Source organism: Phormidesmis priestleyi BC1401, from assembly GCF_001650195.1.
In the GTDB taxonomy this organism is placed as follows: Bacteria; Cyanobacteriota; Cyanobacteriia; order Leptolyngbyales; family Leptolyngbyaceae; genus Phormidesmis_A; species Phormidesmis_A priestleyi_B.
Genome location: NZ_LXYR01000008.1, coordinates 96,811 through 116,737, shown reverse-complemented (window position 1 = coordinate 116,737; position 19,927 = coordinate 96,811). Strand labels below are relative to the sequence as shown.

Genomic DNA, 19,927 nt, shown 5'->3' with positions numbered 1-19,927 from the left:
GACCTGATCAACCACCTACTTTAACCGGGAGAACGCACCATGTCTTTGCGCGGGTCTACAACTGTGTCCGATCGTATCTTCGCTTGCCTCGCTTATCTCCTGCCTCTGCTAGACCTCATCGTCTTGGTAAGCGCTCCTTTAACCATCACAAATTCTTTTCTGACTCCGCTTTTAGCCATTATTGCGCTTCCTCTTTCGCCTCTGCTGGCAGTTTACTTCAGCCTGGGTGGAATCACGGCGTTTATTGTATTCTTCGCTCTCTTTCTGCTGGTTGTCAGAAACGAAAATATTCCTCACTTCATCCGGTTCAATGTCATGCAAGCTATCTTGTTTGGAATTGTGCTGAGCTTGATTGGCATCGTCTGGCGATACGTTTTAGCAAACATTCTAGGAATGGGCTTCTTAACTCAAACGCTGTTCAATGCAATCTTCCTGGGCATGATCGTCGCGGTTGGTTACTCGATCGTTCAGTCTGCTTTAGGTCGCTATGCTGAAATCCCCACGATTTCTGACCAGGTTTATTTGCAGGTTCGATAGATCACGAGACTTGCGACAGCGCAGCGCGAGTAGTGACAGAGTTCTCTAAAAAGCCAATTCCTTCAATCTCAATGCGGACGCGATCGCCCACGCCGATCGCGCCGACTCCTTCAGGCGTTCCGGTTAACACCACATCTCCCGGCAACAGCGTCATCACCTGACTGATATAAGACACCAGCACATCGGGCGCAAACACCATTTCACTAATCGAGGCAGACTGAGCAGGCTGAACATTGTCATTGACAAAAGTTTGCAGCCGCGCCCCCGAACTGATTTCTCGCACGACCCAGGGACCCAACGGACAAAACGTGTCGAATCCCTTTGCCCGGGTCCACTGTCCATCTTTTTTCTGTAAGTCTCTCGCTGTCACGTCGTTAGCGATCGTATAGCCCCAAATCTTGCTATGAGCCTCTTCGGGCGTGCAGTGAGTGCAGCGATCGCCAATCACGAGCGCGAGTTCTCCTTCATAGTCCACTCGCTCTGATTGGGTAGGGTATAAAATCTCGCCGTTTGATGCAATCACCGTTGTAGGAGGCTTCAAAAACAAAAGCGGCTCTTGCGGAACGGGCGTTCCCATTTCGGCGGCGTGGTTGGCGTAATTTTTGCCCACTGCTACGATTTTTGAAGGCGCGCAAGGAGCCAAAATTTGATAATCATTGGCATTCAGTTCGAGGGTAGTCAGTTGCCCCTTTAACCAGGGAGGCGCGTCTAAAACCTGGACTCTGCGATCGATCTGCAACAGCCCATAGTGAATTTTCCCATCCAGACTTTGAACTCGAACATAGCGCTGTGCCATAACTCAACCAATACCTTTTTATTTAAGAATGCGAATCGCGATCGAGCATTTAAACAAACCCTATAGCCCTCAAAATCTTGAATCGGGCGACCGGATTGCTGAGAAACTGAGATAGAATTGTAAGTCCTTGCTTTTTTGATGATTGGTCAACAGAGATGCAAATTGAGTGCCGATCGACCATCCAGAAAGCCCATTGTCCATAAGGAGACCGTTGCAATGAAGTACGTTTATGAAACCATGTATATCCTTCGTCCCGACGTCGGTGACGAAGCAGTCGATGGAGCGATCGAGAAGTATCAGAATATTCTGAAGGAAAACGGCGCAGAAATCATCGAAACTCAGCATCGTGGTAAGCGTCGTTTAGCCTACGAGATTGCCAAACAGCGCGAAGGTGTCTATGTGCAAATGAACTATCAGGGCGACGGCAGCCAGGTTGCCCCAATGGAGCGGGCAATGCGCCTCAGCACCGAAGTCATTCGCTATATGACCGTTAAGCAAGAAGTGCCCAAAGAAGAAGAGACCGAGGTTGAAACGGCTGAGGTCTAGAGATCGAGCTAGGCTATGAGAGTAGGGTTTTTTGTTGACGTTAGGGGGCTGTGATGGCTCCCTATGTTTGTATTCACCTAGTTTTATCAAGTCACACCATGAAGCTCTCAAGAAAGAATTTAGACCAACGGCTCGATTATGTTTATGATGCGATCGTCGTCGGCGGCGGTGCAGGCGGGTTATCTGCCGCCCTCTATTTGCAACGATATCGTCTTTCGAGCTTAGTCATTGAGAAAGGTCGCGGTCGATCGTTCTGGATGCAGGATACGCGAAATTATTTAGGGTTGCCTCCCACTACACCTGGACGCACTATCCTACAGCAGGGGCAAGAGCATCTTCTCTCATTAGATGGTGACTATCTTCCTGGCTTTGTCGAAGACATTCAGGATGAAGGTGACACCTTTGCAGTGAAGGTCAAAGTTGGCAAGAAAGACAGCACCTATCCCGTGTTTCGCTCCAAATATCTAGTTGCCGCTAGCGGGTTGATTGATCATCTCCCTCAGCTAGAAGATATGCAGAACGTTTACGACTACGCCGGATATAACCTGCACGTCTGTATGATTTGCGATGGTTATGAAATCGGGGATACTCAATGCGGTCTGTTTGTGAATACAGAATCCGCGATTAATACTGCCTTCGTGCTCAACTGGTTTACGCCCTACATCACGGTGTTTACTCAAGGGCTGTGTGAAGTGGGCAAAGAGATGCGCGAAAAGCTAGCGGCGCACGGCTACCCACTGGTAGAAACGCCCATTCGCCGCTTTTTGGGGCACGATCATCATATGACGGGCGTTGAGCTAGAAGACGATTCGACTATTGAGCTTGAAAATGGACTGATCGCGATGGGTTCTCACTTCTTTAGTCAGTATCTCAAAGGGCTAGATCTGGAGTGGAAAGGGGGGAATTTAGTCACCGATAGTATGTGTCGCACCTCTCATCCACGGGTTTTTGCACTGGGAGACCTAAAAGAGGGAGTAAATCAGGTATCAATTGCGGTTGCAGATGGTACATTAGCGGCAACTGCAATTTGGCGTGAGATTCGTCGCGCTTCTCCTCCCCGTCTTTGGGAAGAAAATCTTAAGCAAACCACCCACTCATAATGGAGTAATTGAAGTAAGTGACCCAAGCTGACACCCTTTCGCATCAACCCCTACAAGTCGAGGTTGTGCGTCTGCAAGAAGAGTTGCAGATGCGCGACCAACTCGTCCAGCAGCTTTCTCAAGAGCTTTTTCGTCTCGTCAAGGGCAACGCCGCCGTGCCTACGTCAGATATCTCGTCTGAGCGCCACTTAGATGAAATGCGGGCACTGCGAGAGCAACTGCAAAACGTTGAGCAGCAGGTGACGTTCTATCAAGAACAGATTTCTGAACGAGATGCTGAAATCTATCAACTGCGCCAGTCCGTGCAAGAATTGACTGATCGTGCCCGCATGTTAGAGCAAGTCGTCCAAGAATTGCCCAAGATCTATAAGCAAAAGTTTGCCGAACGGATGGCTCCTGTCCGCGAAAAAGTTGCGCTGGTGCAGCGAGAAAATCGTCAGCTTCACGCCGAGCTTCAAAGTGTCAGCTACCGTTTGGCGGTGAGAACCCGTCGCACCTCCCATCTCGATTTGCCGAGTTTCCCTCGCTCTGAAGGAGATGTCTCACTGCCTAGCTTCGGGAATGCCTAAAGTTTTAATCGTAGTGGATGAGGAGTCTGATTTGCTGGGTGAAGCCTTGAAACAGGCAATTCTCACACCCTCTGTCACTCCTCATCCTCAAGACTTAGGTGACACTAAGGAACCGTCATCTCAAAGTGAGGTGGCTATTCAAGCTCACTATGAAGTGGAGGTTAAGACGATCGCCCGTCTCCAGCAAATGTTGACAGACGGTACAAGTTGTTTAGAGGACATTCTGTTATGTCCCCTCATGCTGAGACTTCCAGATTCTCTAGAATTTCCTCAAAAGAGTGTTTATCATGACTGCCGTGATGTTTTAGGGCTGCGGCAACGGGTAGAAAAAGATTTGCACGTTTCTACAGGAATCGGGAAGTTTTGGCTCCCGATCGTGCTGACTTCAAAGGGGGCACTTTATGCTGAAGCAATCACGGCGATTGAGCCACGCCGCTATCTCCAGCCGCTTCATTTGCCCGATCGCTATCGACAGCCGCTCTATGAATTGGGACAGCGATTACTGAAATTGATTTCAGCCAGTCCTTCAACCTATTTGATGCAGTTTGGGTTTAATGGGGAAACGGTCGTTTTCGATCGGCTATTCCCATTTCCGGCAGCCCCTGCGATCGCAAGTCTCAAGTCTCAATCGCCCAATCTATTTGTGTGCCACTGGCATTGTTTAAGCAACACTCCGATTTTGGATCTGACGATCGCTCAAACCAGCGAATATCAGATTTGTCAGCCCTCTTAGGCGACCTCTAACGCTGGAACGACCGATTCGGAGATTGCAAGAGTTGTCAGTAGAGCGTCATAGCTCTCAAAAATATTAAACGCTCGATCGAGTTGGGTGATTTCAAAGATGAGTCGTGCCGAGGGGCGCAAACTGCACAAAACAAGACGAGCATCTGATTCGGTAGCGAGATTTAACCCGCTCACAAGGGAAAATAGCCCAAAGCTATCGATAAACTCAACGTCAGAGAAGTCGATAACCCAAGTTTTATAGCGTCGGGGCGCGATCGCTTTAAGCTGCTGCTGAAGCCATTCCCCACCCTCTAGATCTAAACGATTTTGTGGCTGAAGCCGAATCTCTTCGATGTGACTTCTGGAAACCACAACCTCATCTTTAACCATAATTTCGTTCATTTGAATAACCTCACTCAACTGCCTTAGACGTATACATACAGCTTGACTTAATCTCTAGCAAGCGTTAAAGCGCTGAGATGAAGGCAAAAAGTAGCTTCTTATGAGTTAAGTAGATTTACTTAACTCTTTGATACAACTATAGGGATGGAATTCTAGGACACAGCTTGATTCTTATAAGTTTTACGGAATCTTTATCTTGCGTTCTGCTACGCTCTAGTTTAATGAAAAGTTTTCTCGCAGGCTTTAAATGGAGCGTTTGATGCAGCAGATAATCAGAAACGCAAAAATCAGGGTCGTCTTTAAGACTGAAGAATTCCTTCCAACAGAATTGAGATAGGCTCTGGAAAGATTGGGATTGACGGATTCTTGGAATCAAGTCAAGATCGACGAGAAGGATTAAGCTTTGTAAAGGTTGTTGGCATGTCACTTGACTTTATCTCGCCAGAAGCGATCCAGGAAATTGCCCAGCAGTATGGCTATTGGGCAATCTTTCTAGGAATTTTGCTAGAAAATTTGGGATTACCAATTCCTGGAGAAACGGTCACGTTAGCAGGGGGATTTCTTGCCGGAAACGATAAGCTCAACTATTGGTTGGTTTTAGGCGATGCCGCAGCCGGGGCTATCTTGGGTGGGCATTGTGGCTATTGGATCGGTCGCTATGGCGGCTGGGCAATGTTGCTGAAGGTGGGTCGCCTATTTCGGATGCGGGAAGAACAGCTAGAAGGGTTGCGATCGCAGTTCAGCGACAATGCCGGGAAAGCCGTTCTGTTTGGTCGCTTTATTGCTTTGCTGCGAATCTTTGCGAGTCCGCTGGCTGGCATCGCTGAGATGCCCTACTGGAGGTTTATGGGTTATAACGTCGCTGGGGCGGTTGCCTGGGCATCGGTGATGGTGTCGCTGGCATTCTTTGCGGGGCAGGTGGTGCCGCTAGAAAAGCTGATTGCGTTGGCATCGCAGTTTACGATCGTTGCCCTGCTGATCGTCGTCGCCTGGATTGTGATTCCTCTCTGGTTAGAGGCTCGTAAGGCAAAACAAGAAGCGACGATCGCCAGTCAGCAACCTGCGGGTGACAGCGAGTAATTCTCGAAATCATTGCACATGGAAAGGGGCGATCGTTTGAGTCGCGATCGCCCCTTACTTTTATGGATACTTGAGACTAGCCTCGCAGGTTTTGTGACCAGACGCGGGTGGGCAAACCCCAAACGTAGATGAAGCCTTCAGCGGCTTTGTGGTCAAATTTATCGTCAGAGCCGTAAGTCGCCAATTCGGGTGTGTAAAGGGTTTTGCTCGATTGACGACCCACAATCATCGCAGTTCCCTTAAACAGTTTGACGCGTACCGTTCCTGAAACCCGCTCTTGGGTTTGGTGAACAAACGCATCCAGTGCCCCTTTTAAAGGACTGTACCAAAGACCGTTGTAGACCAGATTAGCGTAGGTTTCTTCGATGCCTCGTTTGTATTGAGTCACATCCTTGGTCAGGGTCAAGCTTTCTAGATCGCGGTGAGCATGAATCAGCACCAACAGCGCCGGAGCTTCATAAATTTCTCGTGATTTGATGCCAACGAGACGGTTTTCCATCATGTCGAGGCGACCGAATCCATGATCCCCAGCTTTTTGATTCAATTGGGTAATAAGGTCGATCGGACTCAGCATCTCGCCGTTGAGACTAACCGGAAGCCCTTGCTCAAAGCCAATTTCAACATATTCTGGCTCGTTGGGCGTGTCGGCGATCGCTTTCGTTAGCTCAAACACTTCCTCTAGGGCTTCTGTCCAGGGATCTTCGAGCGGACCGGCTTCGATGCTGCGACCCAACAGATTACGATCGATGCTGTAGGGCGAGGATTTCTTCACCGGAGAAGGAATGCCAAATTGTTCGCCGTAAGCGATCGTTTCCTCGCGGCTCATGCCCCATTCTCGTGCAGGGGCGAGGACTTTGAGATTGGGGTTGAGAGCCGCGATCGCCACATCAAATCTGACCTGATCATTGCCTTTTCCGGTGCAGCCGTGAGCGACTGCATCGGCTCCATATTCAGCCGCCGCATCGACGAGCAGTTTGGCAATTAACGGACGAGCCAGCGCCGTAGAGAGGGGGTAACGATTTTCATAGAGCGCATTGGCTTGAATGGCGGGAAACGCATAATCTTTGACAAAACTCTGAGTAGCGTCTACGACCAGAGATTGAGATGCGCCAGACGTTAGGGCTTTTTCGCGGATTGGCTCTAATTCGTCCCCTTGACCCAGATCTGCCGCCAGTGTGATCACTTCTTCAACGCCCCATTCCTGCTTGAGGTAAGGAATGCAGACAGATGTGTCAACTCCACCCGAATATGCTAGGACAACCTTATTAGCACGACCCATGAATTTTCTCAATTGGTAGTAACGACGATACATTATCTATCGAATCTGCGTCATGTTATGTCAGGAGTTGCACAGATTTGTGAACCAAAAAGAGATACTAATAACGTCTCGTGTGGAGGAAAGCCGTGTTTTTTAGTGTTGTGATTCCGACGTACGATCGTCAGCCGATTTTAGAGAAGTGCCTGAAGGCGCTCGAGGATCAGCAGCCCAGCGACTTATTTTCTGGCTACGAGATTGTGGTAGTCGATGACGGCTCCACCGATGGGACAGTCGAGTGGCTGCATTCTCAAGCGACAGAATTCCCTCATGTAAAAGTGTTTTGTCAAAACCATCAAGGCGCGGCGGCGGCTCGAAATCTTGGGGTCGAGAAGGCGATCGGAGACACGATCATCTTCATTGATAGTGATCTAGTCGTCACAGACGGATTTCTTCGTGCTCATGCAGAAGGACTTCAGGAGGGTCAAAAAGAGTTGGGAAGCGATGCCTCTGGCACAGGCTCAGAGCCTGCTCGCTTATTTACCTATGGGCGAGTCATCAACACCTGCAATTTTGAGCATCCGACCGCAGAACCGTTTAAGGTGACAGATTTTTCAGCCGCCTATTTTGCGACCGGAAACGTGGCGATCGCCCGTCACTGGCTCGAAAAAGCTGGACTGTTTGATGTGGGGTTTCAACTCTACGGCTGGGAAGATTTGGAGCTAGGAGTGCGGCTTAAACAATTGGGATTAAAGCTGATTAAATGTCCCGATGCGGTCGGCTATCACTGGCATCCTGCATTCTCATTGGATCAGATTCCGAGCATGATCGACAAAGAAATTCAGCGCGGTCGAATGGGCGTGTTGTTTTATCAAAAACATCCGACTTGGGACGTGCGGCTGATGATTCAGATGACCTGGATTAGTCGAGCGCTGTGGGAAGGACTGACGATCGGAGGTCGCCTCAACGAGCGCACGATGGCTCCTCTAATCGGCTGGCTGATTCAACAAGGCAAACCCCAACTCGCCGAGCAGGTTGCCCGCATTTTTCTCAACTGGTACACCGTTCGTGCCGTGTATGATGCCTATGCAGAATCTCAGCAGCCATAAATCTACACGTCAGGGAGTTCCGTCATGAGTAATCCACAGCTTCCGCCAATTTTTGACCAGACTCCAATGGCGATCGTGCCCAACTTTTGCCTCGCTGAATTTCCGGTCAACACGTTTCTTGAAAACATCGCGATCGACGCTCAGGGAATGCTCTTTGTCACGAGCTACGAAGACGGCAAACTCTACAAAATCAATCCTAGCGGTGAGCGGCGTGAGTTTGCCAAAGTAGACGGAAAGGCAGCGGGGATTGTCTTCGATCAGAACGGTAATCTTTTCGTTTCAGGCGTGCTAAAGGACGGGATTTCAGCCATCTTTAAAGTGACTCAAGGCAAGGTTGAAACGCTGGTGACGATCGCAGATGCAATATTTCTCAACGGCATGACTCATTTGATCGACGATCGCTATCTGATCGCAGATTCTTATCTCGGTGCCATTTGGGAATTCAACGCGACCCAAAACTCAACAAAAATCTGGCTAGAACATGAACTGCTCGATCGGCGAAGTCTTGAAAATCCCATTCCTGCCGTCAACGGACTCAAGATTTTCCAGCGAACTCTCTACGCGTCGAATACTCAACACCAAACCTTAGTTCAGATTCCGCTTGGCTCGGATAGCAACGCAGGTACACCGGAAATCGCAATTAAAAATGTCAACATTGACGATTTTGCGTTCGACATCCACGGCAATTTGTATGGAACCACTCATATCTACAACAGCGTCGTGCGGATTGCCCCCGACGGAACGGTGACTACGATCGCCGAAGCCGATCAAGGCGTGACTGGGAGTACCTCATTGGCGTTTGGTCGCACTGAGCGCGATCGGACTTCAATCTACGTGATCACCAATGGGGGAATGTCTCTACCTCCTAGCACAGGAGTTGAACCTGCGAAGGTCATTCGGCTCGAAGTTGGGGTTGAGGGACTTACGCTGACTCCTTGAATTTGAGGCGATCGAGCCTCCCTTCTTCAGTTTTTCAGCCCCTCAAGCACGACTCTATTGTGTTATCCTAGTAAAGTTGTTTCAACCCACACACTCAGGATTTCGGGTGTTTCAAACTTTTTGAAACTCACCTGGGTGGAGGATTAACCCGAATACAGGAGTAAAAAGAATGCCAGTTGTTTCATTGGCTCAAATGCTTGAGTCTGGAGTCCACTTCGGGCACCAAACTCGTCGTTGGAATCCCAAGATGGACCCCTACATCTACACCGCGCGTAATGGTGTACACATCATTGACTTGGTGCAAACCGCCCAGTTAATGGATGCCGCTTACAACTACGTGCGCACCGCGTCTGAGCAAGGCAAAAAGTTTCTGTTTATTGGCACCAAACGCCAAGCTGCCGGAATCGTGGCTCAAGAAGCGTCTCGCTGCGGAGCCTATTATGTCAACCAGCGCTGGCTCGGTGGAATGCTGACCAACTGGGCGACCATCAAGACCCGCGTCGATCGCCTCAAAGATCTTGAGCGTCGCGAAGAAACGGGCGCAATGGATATGCTGCCTAAAAAAGAAGCCGCTGTCTTGCGACGCGAACTCGACAAACTTCAGAAATATCTCGGTGGCATCAAAGCCATGCGGAAGGTTCCTGATATCGTTCTAATCGTGGATCAAAAGCGAGAATATAACGCCGTTCAAGAATGCTTGAAGTTGGGTGTCCCGATCGTCTCGCTGCTTGACACCAACTGCGACCCCGATGTCGTAGACATTCCCATCCCGGCGAATGATGATGCGATCCGTTCGATTAAGCTGATAGTAGGTCGGTTGGCAGATGCGATCTATGAAGGTCGTCACGGTCAACTCGACGACGAATACGATTACGAAGGCGCTGACGACGAATACGAATACGACGAAAGCGAAGCCTTCGCGCCCGAAGAAGCAACAGCAGCAGCAGAACCTGCCGCCGCAGAATAACTCGACCCGTTCAGCCGTTAGTCGTAGGTGTCTAACCCCTAACGGCTGACGGCTAACCACTCGTTGATTAGGGAAAGGCAAATGGCAGACATTTCGGCAAAGATGGTCGGTGAATTGCGCCAAAAAACGGGCGCAGGCATGATGGATTGCAAAAAAGCACTCCAGGAAAACAATGGGGATTTAGAAAAAGCCTCAGAATGGCTGCGGCAAAAGGGAATCACGTCTGCGGGCAAAAAAGAAGGCAGAGTCGCGGCGGAAGGATTAGTCGATAGCTACATTCATACAGGCGGACGGATTGGCGTTCTGGTTGAAGTCAACTGTCAAACCGACTTTGTGGCACGCAACGAAGCCTTTCAACAACTCGTGAGAAACGTGGCGATGCAGGTAGCAGCGTGCCCCAACGTTGAGTACGTGAAAGTCAGCGACATTCCTGAAGCGATCGTCAATAAAGAAAAAGCGATCGAGATGGGCAAAGATGATCTGAGTGGCAAAAAAGAAGAGCTTAAAGAGAAGATCGTGCAAGGGCGGATCGATAAGCGTCTCAAAGAAATGTGCTTGCTCGACCAGCCTTACATTCGTGACCAAAACATCACGGTTGATGAGTTGGTGAAGCGCAACGTTGCTCAGTTGGGCGAAAACATTCAAGTGCGTCGATTTGTCCGGTTTGTGTTGGGTGAAGGCATCCAAAAAGAAGAGACTGACTTTGCAGCCGAAGTCGCGGCTCAAATGGGTCAGAAATAGAGTTTTAAATCTGATGATTTAGCCTGTGTCCGCCATTTAATAGACCGTAATGCTGTAGAGATGTCGTTCGTTGCATCTCTACAATTTTTTGTAATATCGATTTCGTGAAGGCGATCGCGCGTTTACCCGATGGCGTGGAGACGTTCCACCGAAACGTCTCTACTCGATTTTGCGATAACCGATGATGGGTCGCATTCAAAAATCAAATGGGTACAAAATTAAAAACCTTTGATCGCCCCTTCAAATCTCTTGAGTTACTACCGTCAGAACCCCAACGCGTTTTCCCTGACTTATTTGGATGATTTGCGCCGAGATATTCTGGCGTGTCCTTATTTTGCAGTCAATAATCTCAACCGCGATTTTGTGAGCACCAAAGGTTTTTCAATCGCATTTCAGCGATCGGGACTCGAAACCGTCGCTCAAAAATTCCCCTTCTTTAAGCTTTATTTAGATCTCGCTCTTGAATCTACGTGCAATGCGTTTTATCTCAACCCTTTATTGCTGCAAGAGGGATCGCGCGTAGATCCCCACATCGATCGCTCATTGCGGTCTTATTGCAAAACGATCGATCCGCCTGAAAGCGTCAGTGTGCTTTATGTGCAGGTGCCGTCTCAGATGCAAGGCGGAGAACTGGTTTTGCGCGATCACAAACGTCAAGTTGGGCAAGTCAAACCTCAAGAAAATTTGTTGATTCATTTTCAAGGCGACTTGACCCACTCGGTGAACGCTGTCAAGGTTCCGGGAACGCGACTAAGCTTAGTGTGTGAACAATACAATTTAGACGAATCGGAACTGCGCGATATTCCAGACTTTACGATCGAGTCACGAGTTGTAAAGTCAAAGCGCCCACGATCGTGAACGGGAACACAATCTTGCACAGCCGCTTGCCAGAAATAGACTTCATATTCACGCAGCGTCTCGATCGCTAATGGTACAGTCACTATCGGAGAGTTATTCAAGGGATTTGACTGATGAAAGCGCAGGTATTTCGCGGGGTTGACCAGCTTAGCTATGAAGACGTGCCGCTGCCAGAGATTAGAGCGGATGAGGTTTTGGTTCAGGTTCGGGTCGTGGGCTTGTGTCAGTCAGATATTAAGAAGATTAAATATCCGCTTTATGAGCCACCGCGAATTTTTGGACACGAGACCGCTGGAACGATCGCTGCCGTTGGGTCTGACGTGCAAAAATGGCAGACGGGCGATCGCGTCGTCGTGCTGCATCACATTCCCTGTATGCACTGCGCTTATTGCCTCAACGAAAACTTTTCAATGTGTGAGGTCTACAAAACCATCACCACCACAGCCGGATTTGCGCCTAGTGGCGGCGGCTTTGCCGAGTATGTGAAAGTCCCTGGTCACATTGTTCGCAATGGTGGATTGATGATCATTCCTGACGACGTAACCTTTGAGCAAGCCAGTTTTGTCGAGCCGACAAACTGCTGCTTAAAGGCAGTCAAAAAAGCGCAAATTGCTCCAGGGCAAACCGTTTTAGTGACGGGGGCAGGTCCGATCGGACTCATGTTTATTATGCTGGTCAAATATTTTGGAGCGCAAGCAATCTCCACCGATCTGATGCCCTCTCGCATGGAGAAAGCCCTCAGCGTCGGAGCCGATGCCGCATTTGACGCTCGTGATCCAGATCTGGTGGACAAAATTCAGGCACTCACTCAAGGCATGGGCGTAGATGTGAGTCTGCTGGCGGTTCCTAGCGATAAAGCCTTTTTTCAAGCGCTGGACTGCACCCGCAAAGGCGGCAAGATTCTCTTTTTTGCCGAGTTTCCCGATGAGCTAGAGATTCCGCTCAATCCCAATGTTTTGTATCGACGAGAAATTGATTTGATGGGCAGCTATAGCTCGTCTTATCGGGTTCAGTCACTAGCGGCTGAGATTGTGTTTAATCGTCGCATTGATGTCGATGCTTTGGTGAGCGATCGCTATCCGCTTAAAGATTTGGCGATGGCAGTCGATCGAGCCATTACTCCAACGCCAGAAACCTACAAAATTCTGATTTTTCCTTAACTGCTCTCTGTCTGTGCCGCTACGGTAGACTGTTGGGGCTTCGCGTCTACAGCTCTCAAATAAATTCTCAAAGGATTGCCTGTGAACTTTCAAGAGTTTGCCTTCTTTTTAATGTCGATCGCCGCAGGCACAGGCGGACAGTTTTTTCTAAAAACAGGCGCACAAAAGCTAGGACGAGTCAATGCGGGAAATTTCTCAGGTCACGTCCTCAGCATTGCGACCACGCCAGAGCTACTGATCGGGCTGGTCTTCTACGGGATGGGCGCAATTCTCTATATCCTGCTGCTGACTCGCGTGAAACTGAGTGTGTTGGGCCCAGCGGTGGCGTTGCAATATGTTTTCGCCGTTCTGATGGGTAAATTTATTTTTGGCGAGTCGCTCCCGCTAACTCGCATCGCTGGGATGGGGTTAATTATCTGTGGAGTTGTGCTGCTTGTTTCACGCGACTGAGCAGAGGTCAGAAATCAGGTCAACTTTTAGAGATACTGACTCAAAACGTCTGCCGTGGCTGCTGCGGTTTTTGCCCAACTAAAGTGACTGGCTCGATCGAGACTGAGTTGGTGCAGTTGGCTTCTCAAAGTAGGATCGCGGCTGATTTGGTGCATCGCATCGGCGATCGCTTCCACATCATATGGGTCAACAAGCAGCGCGGCTTCTCCCGCCACTTCTGGCATAGACGATAGATTTGAGGTGATCACCGGGGTTCCGCACGCCATCGCTTCTAAAACGGGCAGTCCAAATCCTTCCCACAGACTTGGAAACACGAGCGCGATCGCTTGATTTAACAAGGTTGGCAACTCGCTGTAAGGAACATAACTCAAAAATTTAACTCGCTCAGTCAAGCCCAATTGAGTCACCAGATTAACCAATGTAGGCGTGTAGCGATCGTCAGTCGGACCTGCAATCAAAAACTCATAGCTAGCGCGATCGGGCAATTTAGAAAAAGCCTCGATCGCTCGCCCTAGATTTTTATAAGCATCATGCCGACCTAAATATAAGAAATAATTTTGAGTTGGTAAGTCCAAATAGCGAAAATGCTCTGCGTCGTATGCTAAAGGAATGACAGTCATTTTTTTAGCAGAGATATTGAAGAAACTCATCGCATCTTGGGCAGTTGCCTGAGAGTCACAAATAATCTGTTCTGCTTGAGATAAAACGTGAGGAATATAATGTTTGAAATAAGGAGTTCGAGGAGAAAACCGCTTTAGAAACCGCAGCGGGATCAAGTCATGTAATGTCACCACATGACGGATCTTTGTGAACAGTGGAGCCTCAGGAATAGGAGAAAATAATAGGCTTCCCTTTAACTTTTTATAAAGGTTTGGCAACTCAAATTGAGTCCACAAAAGCCGGGAGAGATGTCCTTTTCCCCCTCGATCGGGAGTCAAATGAGGTGGAATCGGGTAGCAGCGATCGTCTGGGAAGATCTGCGAGGTCAATAGTATGGGGTCTAGACTTCTCAAATGGGGAAGTAGACTGTTTGCATAGACCGTGTGACCTGTCGGCTTATCTGCCAAAAACGATAGATTGATCAGTAGCTGATGAGGCACAACTTGAGCCATTCACGTCATTAGCAGTGTATAAGCTTTCAGCAGCTCCCTCGCAGAATTTCCTCAGACGTAGTGGATTGCTCGATCGTGCCCTCTCAATACCGACTCGCCTCTAATGCCTGCGATCAGTCAACTCCTTTAAATCATGGTCAACCATCAACTCCACCAACTGCTTAAACGGATGTTGAGGCTGCCAGCCTAACTGCTGACGAATTTTGTCGATCGATCCCACTAGTTGCACCGCTTCATCGGGTCTATAAAAAGAAGGGTCAACCGAAACATAGTCTTTCCAAGAGAGTCCTACACACTGAAAAGCACATTCCACAAGCTCCTCAACTGAGTGCGTTTCGCCACTCGCAATAATGAAATCATCGGGCTGGTCTTGCTGAAGCATCAGCCACATCGCATAGACCGCATCCTTGGCATAGCACCAGTCACGACGCGCCCCTAAGTTGCCCAGTTTTAGCTCACTTGCTAGCCCCAGCTTAATCATGGCGACCCCCTGCGTAATCTTGCGAAACACAAACTCGGTGCCCCGACGCGGTGACTCGTGAGTGTAAGTAATTCCACAGCAAGTGAATAAGCCATACTGCTGACGGTAGTTGACGGTCATCCAGTGAGCGTAGGCTTTAGCAACTCCATAGGGGTTACGAGGACGGAAAGCCGTCCGTTCGGTTTGGGGCGACTCATCGGGCTGACCAAACACCTCACTGCTCGAAGCCTGATAGAACCGTGAGCTAGGGTGGCAGCGACGAATCGACTCCAATAATCGAGACACGCCCAACGCCGTATATTCTGCCGTCAGTGCGGGCTGAGTCCACGAAATGGGCACATAGCTTTGAGATGCCAGATTATAGATTTCATCGGGCTGAGACTGCTCGATCGCGTCCATCAGTGAACATTGATCCAGCAGATCGCCTGAGAGAATGGTGACATTGCCTGAGAGGTGACCAATGCGATCGACCTTACCAGAGCTAGAGCGACGCACCAGACCAAAAACCTGATAGCCTTTAGTCAAGAGAAGTTCGGCGAGATAGGAGCCGTCTTGTCCTGTGAGTCCTGTGATCAGAGCTTTTTTTTGCACTTGAGTCTTAAAACCGTTAACTGTTTGAATGGTCTATCGAGGCAGACCTGACTTTAAAGTTCACAAGAATTCCCAAAACCTACCGCTCTGATGAATGCTGACTCACCTAGCTGCACTTGCCACCGTGTTGCACGTAGTGTACAGGACGCGATTGAGGCATCAGAAGCAAACCTAAAAGCAGTTTGAGCCTGATTAGATGAGAGACTTGCAGAATAATTCAATCGAACATCTATACAAACCGACTTCCACATTCAAAATTACATAACAAGCCATCTCCTGATATTCTTACAGGGTCGATCGGGAATTTTGTAAGTTTAGGAGTAACCCCAATTTTGCTGAACTCCGTCAAAACAGCGACTCGCAAAGCCACCCGTCTGGTTCAATGGCTTCCGGTGCCGCCCCATTGGTGGACAAAGCTAGATTTGTTAAAGACGCTAGTTCAGCGCGATTTAGAAGCCCGATATAAAGGATCGGTTCTAGGCAACGCGTGGACGGTACTAAATCAGTTAGCGCAACTGCTGGTTTACACATACTTATTCTCGATCGTCTTAAAAGTCAAATTAAGTTTGCAAGGGCTGCCAGACAACCGCTTTACCTTCGGGCTTTGGCTCTTTGCGGGCTTGATTCCCTGGATTGCTTTCACGAGTGGATTTTCCCAAGCGGCTGTTTCGGTGGTAGGTCAGCCCAATCTGATCAAAAAAGTGGTGTTTCCAGTCGCGCTGCTGCCCTTGGTTCCGATTTGTTCTGCCTTTGTCGATAGCACGATGGGCTTGATGCTGCTGATTGCGTTTGTCGCATTTTTTAACCATGCAATTCACAGCACTCTGCTGCTGCTGCCCCTCATTTGGATTCCGCAACTGCTTTTGACGGCAGGCTTAGGTTATCTTGTTGCTGGACTAACGGTGTTTTTGCGAGATATTCCACAAACAATCGGCGTAATTCTGAATCTGTGGTTTTATATGACTCCGATCGTTTATCCAGCCTCATCGATTCCTGAAGGACTGAGATTTTGGGTATTTTGGCTTAACCCTCTGACGATCGTAGTCGAGCTTTACCGCGATGTAGTGTTGGTGGGTAAACTTCAGCATTGGACGGAATTAGGGGTGTTATCGCTGGTTTCGATTGTGGTTTTCTCGATCGGGCTATGGGTCTATCGACGATTGCGCCCTGCGTTTGCAGATGTTTTATAAACTAGTTCCTAAACATTCAATTAAGTGTGGGGACCTGGAGGGGTCGTGAAGTGGGTGAAGCTGTTATTTCGCTAAAAAATGTTTCAAAGTCTTTCAAGCGCTATTCGCATCCAGTCGATCGATTAAAGGAGATCCTCTTACCCGGAAAGACTCAAGCTGAAGGGTTTTGGGCATTGAAAAATGTCAGCTTAGAGGTTTTTCAAGGAGAAACACTGGGAATTATCGGTCAAAACGGTTCTGGTAAAAGCACGCTGCTGCAAATTATTGCAGGAACTCTTCAGCCGACTCTGGGAGAGGTTGCTGTCAGAGGAAGAGTGTCGGCTCTCCTAGAACTTGGAAGTGGGTTTAACCCAGAGTTCACGGGGCGGCAGAATGTCTTTTTCAATGGGCGAATTTTAGGGCTGAGTCATGCGGAGATTGAGGCTAGGTTTGATGACATTGCAGCGTTTGCAGAGATTGGTGATTTTATTGACCAGCCCGTAAAAACCTATTCAAGCGGGATGTTTGTGCGATTGGCATTTGCAGTGGCAGTGCATGTCGATCCGGAAGTGCTGATTGTGGATGAAGCTTTAGCAGTGGGTGATGGTATTTTTGTGCATCGTTGCATGGCGAAAATCAAAGATTTCCAGGATTCGGGAGGAACGATTTTGTTCGTTTCCCATGACGTGGGAGCAGTAGCTCGCCTTTGCTCAAGGGGGGTGTGGATTAATTCAGGCTCTCTAGTCTCAACCGGGGAGCCGCCCGAAATCTCAAGAAGGTATCAAGCGTGGATGTATGAGCAGATTAATGCCCATCACAGAGCTGAAGTAGACGCTCACCATCTCCCTTACGCGCCTCTGATACACCAGAAACAGCAGGAGGCTGAGAGACAAAATCAAAGTAGAGCTAATCCCTTTATGAGGAGAGCATATCTTGCTTTTTCGCAGGCTAAACGATTTGGAACAGGACGAGCCGAAATTGTTGACTTTAAAATACTGGATAGCACTGGGGCAGAAGCGGGATTTCTTTGCCCAGGTGAGTGGGTCAAAATTGTGGTTAGAATCTTAGCCCACGATCAGATTCAAATGCCTCTGATCGGGGTCTCCATCTACGATCGATTGAGAACCGCAATCACTGGTTTTAATAACTATCAATACCGTTATGAACTTCCTGAATTAACGTCTGGCTCTCACCTAGATGTAGAATTCTGTACGAAGTGGCCAGACATTCTAGGAGGAAGCTATGTATTGGAACCTGCAATTGCTGACGGTACCCAAGACAGTCACGAAATGTTAGATTGGCTGCAATTGCTATTGACTGTCGAATCTAGCGCTACTAATTTGACGTTTGGTATGATCAGAATCTCTGAAATGGAGATATCCCATTCAATCACTTAGATTGAGTGTAATTAGATTTTATGTGAGTTCTTTAGTCATTCTCATGGGTATCATCAGACAACCCTAACCCCAGCAAACTTTTCATGTGTCTTTTACGCTCCAAGTTTAATCATGCTGTCACGATCGTTGATTTCTAGATGCTTGTGCTGCGGCGCAACTCAACTGACCTTTACGCCTGTTTTGTGGGAGAGTCTAATTAAAGATTGGGAGTTGAGTCGCGAGGAAGTTGACTACATCGATCGTCAACAAGGGTTTCACTGCCAGACCTGCGGCTCTAACTTGCGATCAATGGCGCTTGCCTCGGCACTGATGTCCAACTTCAAGTTTTTAGGCACGTTTGCAGAGTTTGTTCAGATGCCTGAAGTTCAGTCTCTACACCTACTAGAAATTAACGAAGCAGGCTCACTCACCCAATTTTTATCTCGGTTGCCTAGACACTCTCTAGGGGTTTATCCTAACGTTGATATGATGGATCTTCCCTATGAAAGCTCTAGCTTTGATATCGTTTGTCACTCGGATACGCTGGAACATGTTTCTGACCCAGTTGTTGGTCTATCAGAGTGCTATCGCGTTTTAAAACCGGGTGGACTGCTTGCATTCACTGTGCCAATGATTCTTGATCGTCTAACTCGCTCCCGTCATGATTTACCATCTAGCTATCATGGTGATCCAAAAATGGGACGAGAAGATTTTTTAGTTTACACAGAGTATGGTAGCGATGCTTGGCAGCAAGTAATCCAAGCTGGATTTGAGGAATGCCGAATTGTTGCTTTAGAGTATCCTGCTGCATTAACTTTAATAGCTATCAAGGCATTAAAATCAGATAATGATTTGAGGTTTCCTCAGCTTTCTCAACAAGAGTTAACCCCCCATTTAAAGAGAACCGCGATGGAATTTACTGGAGAGCGATTTATTCCTCAACTCGACGGCATTATTAAATACGAGCATCTCCACCGATATGGATTGGCACTCGATTTTGTCAGTGAGGCTGCGGTGCTGGACATCGCCTCAGGTGAAGGCTATGGGAGTGCTCTCTTAGCAAAGGGTGCCGCCTCGGTGGTTGGGGTCGATATTGATCAAGATTCAGTGAGTCATGCTCGAACACAATATAGCCACCTTACCAATCTGAATTTTTTGGTGGGTTCTTGCAGCGCGATTCCACTCTCTGATGCCTCGGTTGATGTGGTGACTTCGTTTGAAACGATCGAACATCATGACCAGCATGAAGAAATGATGCAGGAGGTCAAACGAGTCTTGAAGGCAGATGGACTCTTGATTATTTCGTCTCCAAATAGGCTCGTTTATTCAGACGAACCCGGCGACATCAATTCTTTTCATGTTAAAGAACTCTATTATGAGGAATTTTTAGATCTCTTAAAGCGCCATTTTCAACAAGTTCATACCTATGGGCAAAAGCTTGCTGTTGGTTCTTGGATTACCTCTCTAACCAGTAGCAACCAAACCAAAATCAAAGCTTACTCAGGAGATGTCAAAGCGGTGTCTAATAGAGTGAGCGGTTTGCCAGCGCCGCTGTATTTTGTGGCGATTTGCTCCGATCGGGTTGAGCCTCTGTTAGAGACTTTAGACTCTACTTATCTTGATCCCTCAGATGATTTGTTGGTGCACTTACGAAAGGACTGGCGAGCAGATCAGGCTGCACTTCAGCGATCGCAGCTTGAATTGGTTGATTCAACCAAACTCACTCAGCAGCAGCAAGAATCTTTAACAGAGGTTAGAGAAGAGTGCAAGACCCTACAAGCTAACCTGGAAGGTGCTCACCAGCAAATCAGATCGATGGAAACCAGCAAGTTTTGGCGACTGCGTTCTCTGTGGTTCCGCTTTAAGCACAAGCTAGGCTGACCCTCATCTTAGTCAACATTCATTGTTCCTACAAAACAAAATATTGCAATAGATGAACCTGAGCGAACTAGCTGTTATGAATGAA

General features: G+C 48.3%; 22 protein-coding genes. 16 read left to right on the top strand and 6 right to left on the bottom strand.

Translation table 11 applies throughout. The features are described 5' to 3' along the window. Positions 1 to 39: 39 nt before the first annotated feature. Positions 40 to 537, top strand: coding sequence for a Tic20 family protein (locus A8707_RS06845; protein WP_068816045.1), 498 nt, complete (start codon positions 40 to 42; stop codon positions 535 to 537). A 1-nt stretch (position 538) separates the two neighbouring features. Here A8707_RS06845 and A8707_RS06840 read toward each other — a convergent pair whose 3' ends face one another. Continuing rightward, entirely contained in the window at positions 539 to 1,333 is a 795-nt protein-coding gene (locus A8707_RS06840; RefSeq protein WP_068816044.1) for a fumarylacetoacetate hydrolase family protein, read from the bottom strand. A 216-nt stretch (positions 1,334 to 1,549) separates the two neighbouring features. Between A8707_RS06840 and rpsF the strand changes: the two genes are divergently transcribed. From rpsF to A8707_RS06820, 4 genes are all read left to right on the top strand, one after another. Beyond that, positions 1,550 to 1,879, top strand: coding sequence for a 30S ribosomal protein S6 (gene rpsF / locus A8707_RS06835; protein WP_068816043.1), 330 nt, complete (start codon positions 1,550 to 1,552; stop codon positions 1,877 to 1,879). A 98-nt stretch (positions 1,880 to 1,977) separates the two neighbouring features. Beyond that, positions 1,978 to 2,979 (top strand): NAD(P)/FAD-dependent oxidoreductase, encoded by a 1,002-nt coding sequence (locus tag A8707_RS06830; protein ID WP_068816042.1) that lies wholly within the window; start codon positions 1,978 to 1,980, stop codon positions 2,977 to 2,979. A 17-nt stretch (positions 2,980 to 2,996) separates the two neighbouring features. Beyond that, complete coding sequence (locus A8707_RS06825; protein ID WP_068816041.1) at positions 2,997 to 3,548, top strand: Npun_F5560 family protein; 552 nt, start codon at positions 2,997 to 2,999, stop codon at positions 3,546 to 3,548. Further along, positions 3,517 to 4,281: a hypothetical protein gene (locus tag A8707_RS06820; RefSeq protein WP_231947964.1), complete on the top strand. Its 765-nt coding sequence runs from the start codon at positions 3,517 to 3,519 to the stop codon at positions 4,279 to 4,281. Before A8707_RS06825 ends, A8707_RS06820 begins: the two co-directional genes overlap by 32 nt. On the opposite strand, the gene A8707_RS06815 is transcribed toward A8707_RS06820, so the two are convergent. Beyond that, entirely contained in the window at positions 4,278 to 4,673 is a 396-nt protein-coding gene (locus tag A8707_RS06815; protein WP_231947963.1) for an STAS domain-containing protein, read from the bottom strand. The genes A8707_RS06820 and A8707_RS06815 overlap by 4 nt on opposite strands. Positions 4,674 to 5,093: 420 nt before the next feature. Between A8707_RS06815 and A8707_RS06810 the strand changes: the two genes are divergently transcribed. Then, complete coding sequence (locus A8707_RS06810) at positions 5,094 to 5,753, top strand: DedA family protein (protein WP_068816072.1); 660 nt, start codon at positions 5,094 to 5,096, stop codon at positions 5,751 to 5,753. A 76-nt stretch (positions 5,754 to 5,829) separates the two neighbouring features. Here the strand turns inward: A8707_RS06810 and A8707_RS06805 are convergent, their stop codons facing one another. After that, entirely contained in the window at positions 5,830 to 7,032 is a 1,203-nt protein-coding gene (locus A8707_RS06805; protein ID WP_068816040.1) for an argininosuccinate synthase, read from the bottom strand. Positions 7,033 to 7,157: 125 nt separating this feature from the next. Here A8707_RS06805 and A8707_RS06800 point away from each other — a divergent pair, with 125 nt between their 5' ends. From A8707_RS06800 to tsf, 4 genes are all read left to right on the top strand, one after another. Then, positions 7,158 to 8,117 carry a glycosyltransferase family 2 protein gene (locus A8707_RS06800; RefSeq protein ID WP_068816039.1) on the top strand — a complete coding sequence of 320 codons (960 nt, stop codon included), beginning with the start codon at positions 7,158 to 7,160 and terminating at the stop codon, positions 8,115 to 8,117. 24 nt (positions 8,118 to 8,141) lie between these two features. After that, the gene (locus tag A8707_RS06795; protein ID WP_068816038.1) at positions 8,142 to 9,056 is read left to right on the top strand and encodes an SMP-30/gluconolactonase/LRE family protein; all 915 of its coding nucleotides are present in this window, start codon (positions 8,142 to 8,144) and stop codon (positions 9,054 to 9,056) included. Between the two features lie 169 nt (positions 9,057 to 9,225). Further along, positions 9,226 to 10,023 (top strand): 30S ribosomal protein S2, encoded by a 798-nt coding sequence (gene rpsB, locus A8707_RS06790; protein ID WP_068816037.1) that lies wholly within the window; start codon positions 9,226 to 9,228, stop codon positions 10,021 to 10,023. Positions 10,024 to 10,104: 81 nt separating this feature from the next. Continuing rightward, positions 10,105 to 10,764 carry a translation elongation factor Ts gene (gene tsf, locus A8707_RS06785; RefSeq protein WP_068816036.1) on the top strand — a complete coding sequence of 220 codons (660 nt, stop codon included), beginning with the start codon at positions 10,105 to 10,107 and terminating at the stop codon, positions 10,762 to 10,764. A gap of 4 nt (positions 10,765 to 10,768) precedes the next feature. Here the strand turns inward: tsf and A8707_RS29560 are convergent, their stop codons facing one another. Then, positions 10,769 to 10,963, bottom strand: a complete 195-nt coding sequence (locus tag A8707_RS29560) for a hypothetical protein (RefSeq protein WP_156518397.1) — start codon at positions 10,961 to 10,963, stop codon at positions 10,769 to 10,771. Between the two features lie 50 nt (positions 10,964 to 11,013). Here A8707_RS29560 and A8707_RS06780 point away from each other — a divergent pair, with 50 nt between their 5' ends. From A8707_RS06780 to A8707_RS06770, 3 genes are all read left to right on the top strand, one after another. Then, positions 11,014 to 11,622, top strand: coding sequence for a 2OG-Fe(II) oxygenase (locus A8707_RS06780; protein ID WP_068816071.1), 609 nt, complete (start codon positions 11,014 to 11,016; stop codon positions 11,620 to 11,622). A gap of 113 nt (positions 11,623 to 11,735) precedes the next feature. Next, entirely contained in the window at positions 11,736 to 12,782 is a 1,047-nt protein-coding gene (locus A8707_RS06775; RefSeq protein WP_068816035.1) for a zinc-dependent dehydrogenase, read from the top strand. Between the two features lie 81 nt (positions 12,783 to 12,863). Continuing rightward, positions 12,864 to 13,232: an EamA family transporter gene (locus A8707_RS06770; protein ID WP_156518395.1), complete on the top strand. Its 369-nt coding sequence runs from the start codon at positions 12,864 to 12,866 to the stop codon at positions 13,230 to 13,232. Between the two features lie 26 nt (positions 13,233 to 13,258). Here A8707_RS06770 and A8707_RS06765 read toward each other — a convergent pair whose 3' ends face one another. Together A8707_RS06765 and A8707_RS06760 are read right to left on the bottom strand one after the other, a co-directional pair. Continuing rightward, positions 13,259 to 14,344 (bottom strand): glycosyltransferase family 4 protein, encoded by a 1,086-nt coding sequence (locus A8707_RS06765; protein ID WP_197484657.1) that lies wholly within the window; start codon positions 14,342 to 14,344, stop codon positions 13,259 to 13,261. 100 nt (positions 14,345 to 14,444) lie between these two features. Next, positions 14,445 to 15,416 (bottom strand): GDP-mannose 4,6-dehydratase, encoded by a 972-nt coding sequence (locus tag A8707_RS06760; RefSeq protein WP_068816034.1) that lies wholly within the window; start codon positions 15,414 to 15,416, stop codon positions 14,445 to 14,447. Between the two features lie 332 nt (positions 15,417 to 15,748). Here A8707_RS06760 and A8707_RS06755 point away from each other — a divergent pair, with 332 nt between their 5' ends. The 3 genes from A8707_RS06755 to A8707_RS06745 all read left to right on the top strand — a co-directional run bounded on the left by A8707_RS06755 (position 15,749) and on the right by A8707_RS06745 (position 19,842). Continuing rightward, the gene (locus A8707_RS06755) at positions 15,749 to 16,606 is read left to right on the top strand and encodes an ABC transporter permease (protein ID WP_269452679.1); all 858 of its coding nucleotides are present in this window, start codon (positions 15,749 to 15,751) and stop codon (positions 16,604 to 16,606) included. Positions 16,607 to 16,656: 50 nt separating this feature from the next. Then, a complete protein-coding gene (locus tag A8707_RS06750) occupies positions 16,657 to 17,982 on the top strand; it encodes an ABC transporter ATP-binding protein (protein ID WP_068816033.1) in 1,326 nt (441 codons plus the stop codon). Between the two features lie 111 nt (positions 17,983 to 18,093). Then, positions 18,094 to 19,842 carry a methyltransferase domain-containing protein gene (locus A8707_RS06745; RefSeq protein ID WP_068816032.1) on the top strand — a complete coding sequence of 583 codons (1,749 nt, stop codon included), beginning with the start codon at positions 18,094 to 18,096 and terminating at the stop codon, positions 19,840 to 19,842. Positions 19,843 to 19,927 lie beyond the last annotated feature (85 nt).

Bases quoted from the DNA above. Each gene is read 5' to 3' on its own strand.
- A8707_RS06845 (WP_068816045.1), top strand. From the start codon at position 40: ATGTCTTTGCGCGGGTCTACAACTGTGTCCGATCGTATCTTCGCTTGC.
- A8707_RS06840 (WP_068816044.1), bottom strand. From the start codon at position 1,333: ATGGCACAGCGCTATGTTCGAGTTCAAAGTCTGGATGGGAAAATTCAC.
- rpsF (WP_068816043.1), top strand. From the start codon at position 1,550: ATGAAGTACGTTTATGAAACCATGTATATCCTTCGTCCCGACGTCGGT.
- A8707_RS06830 (WP_068816042.1), top strand. From the start codon at position 1,978: ATGAAGCTCTCAAGAAAGAATTTAGACCAACGGCTCGATTATGTTTAT.
- A8707_RS06820 (WP_231947964.1), top strand. From the start codon at position 3,517: ATGTCTCACTGCCTAGCTTCGGGAATGCCTAAAGTTTTAATCGTAGTG.
- A8707_RS06815 (WP_231947963.1), bottom strand. From the start codon at position 4,673: ATGAACGAAATTATGGTTAAAGATGAGGTTGTGGTTTCCAGAAGTCAC.
- A8707_RS06810 (WP_068816072.1), top strand. From the start codon at position 5,094: ATGTCACTTGACTTTATCTCGCCAGAAGCGATCCAGGAAATTGCCCAG.
- A8707_RS06805 (WP_068816040.1), bottom strand. From the start codon at position 7,032: ATGGGTCGTGCTAATAAGGTTGTCCTAGCATATTCGGGTGGAGTTGAC.
- A8707_RS06795 (WP_068816038.1), top strand. From the start codon at position 8,142: ATGAGTAATCCACAGCTTCCGCCAATTTTTGACCAGACTCCAATGGCG.
- rpsB (WP_068816037.1), top strand. From the start codon at position 9,226: ATGCCAGTTGTTTCATTGGCTCAAATGCTTGAGTCTGGAGTCCACTTC.
- tsf (WP_068816036.1), top strand. From the start codon at position 10,105: ATGGCAGACATTTCGGCAAAGATGGTCGGTGAATTGCGCCAAAAAACG.
- A8707_RS06775 (WP_068816035.1), top strand. From the start codon at position 11,736: ATGAAAGCGCAGGTATTTCGCGGGGTTGACCAGCTTAGCTATGAAGAC.
- A8707_RS06765 (WP_197484657.1), bottom strand. From the start codon at position 14,344: ATGGCTCAAGTTGTGCCTCATCAGCTACTGATCAATCTATCGTTTTTG.
- A8707_RS06745 (WP_068816032.1), top strand. From the start codon at position 18,094: ATGCTGTCACGATCGTTGATTTCTAGATGCTTGTGCTGCGGCGCAACT.